Below are 1091 nucleotides of genomic sequence, written 5' to 3' on the forward strand. Positions count from 1 at the left end.
GGCTCTTCCGGATTCAGAGTGCATGCAGTCGTTCTGCGAGTTGGCCGGAGTGGATGAGTGACCGCAAGATGTAGTGGTTGAGGTTGCGGAAGCCGAGGGCGATTCCGCGGAGGTGCTCGAGGCGTCCGTTGATGGCTTCGACTGGCCCGTTGGAGGCGCCGGTGTCGAAGTAGGCCAGGATCTCGGCACGTCGGGCCCACAACGATCGGCCCAGCTGCGCCACCTCCGCGAGGCCTGCGGGTAGGCCGGTGTGGATTCGTTTGAGCAGCTTGTACATCGCGATCTTCCCGTCCCGCTTGTTCGGCTGGTCGTAGGCGTCGATCAAGTCCTGGTAGATCGCGTAGGTGACCGCAACGGCCACATGCTCGTCACGGGTGTCGAGGCCGGCGCGCAGGCGGGTCTTCTGCTTGTCGGTGAGCAACCCAATCCGGGTCAACAGGGTGCGGCGGATACCGTAGAGCGGATCCCCGCTGCGACCCCGATGCCCGCACGTATCCTGTTGCACCCGTTGACGACACAGGGTGAGTTTCTCCGCGGCCAGATGCACCACATGGAACGGATCCATCACCGCGCGCGCCTTGTCCAGCGACTCGGCCGCCGCGGTGCGATAGCCGCTGAACCCGTCCATGGTCACCACCTGGATACGATCGCGGAATGCCTGATCGCGGGCGTCGAGCCAGTCCTTCAACGCGGCTTTGGAGCGGCCGGCGACCATGTCCAGCAATCGTGCCGGCCCGGTGCCATCGACCAACGGGGTGAGGTCGACGAGCACGGTCACGAAACTCGAATCCCCCTGGCCACGAACATGTTTCCACTTGTGCTCATCGACTCCGAGGACCCGCACGCCCGCGAGCCGGTCAGGTGCGGCCGCCAGGGACCGCGCCGCCTCGCAGGCCAGGATGTTGACGGTGTTCCAGCTCAACCCCACCGCGGCGGCCGCGGCCGTGACCGACATTTTGTCGCAGATCATCGACCGCAGAATCCAGGTGGTGGTGCGGCAGGTGACCTGCGCTCGCGGGGCCACGATCGCGCTGAGGTCGGCACGGAAGATCGACGTCGAGCAGTCGCTGGTGGCGCACGTGTAGCGCGGC

At 65.9% G+C, this 1091-nt stretch carries 1 protein-coding gene; it reads right to left on the reverse strand.

Annotation, left to right across the window (positions count from 1 at the left end):
- Window positions 1-13 precede the first annotated feature (13 nt).
- A partial coding sequence (locus ACWDSI_RS20480) for an ISL3 family transposase (protein WP_449757691.1) occupies window positions 14-1091 on the reverse strand: 1078 nt, incomplete at its 5' end.

The sequence above is a fragment of the Gordonia sp. NPDC003429 genome, from assembly GCF_053588575.1.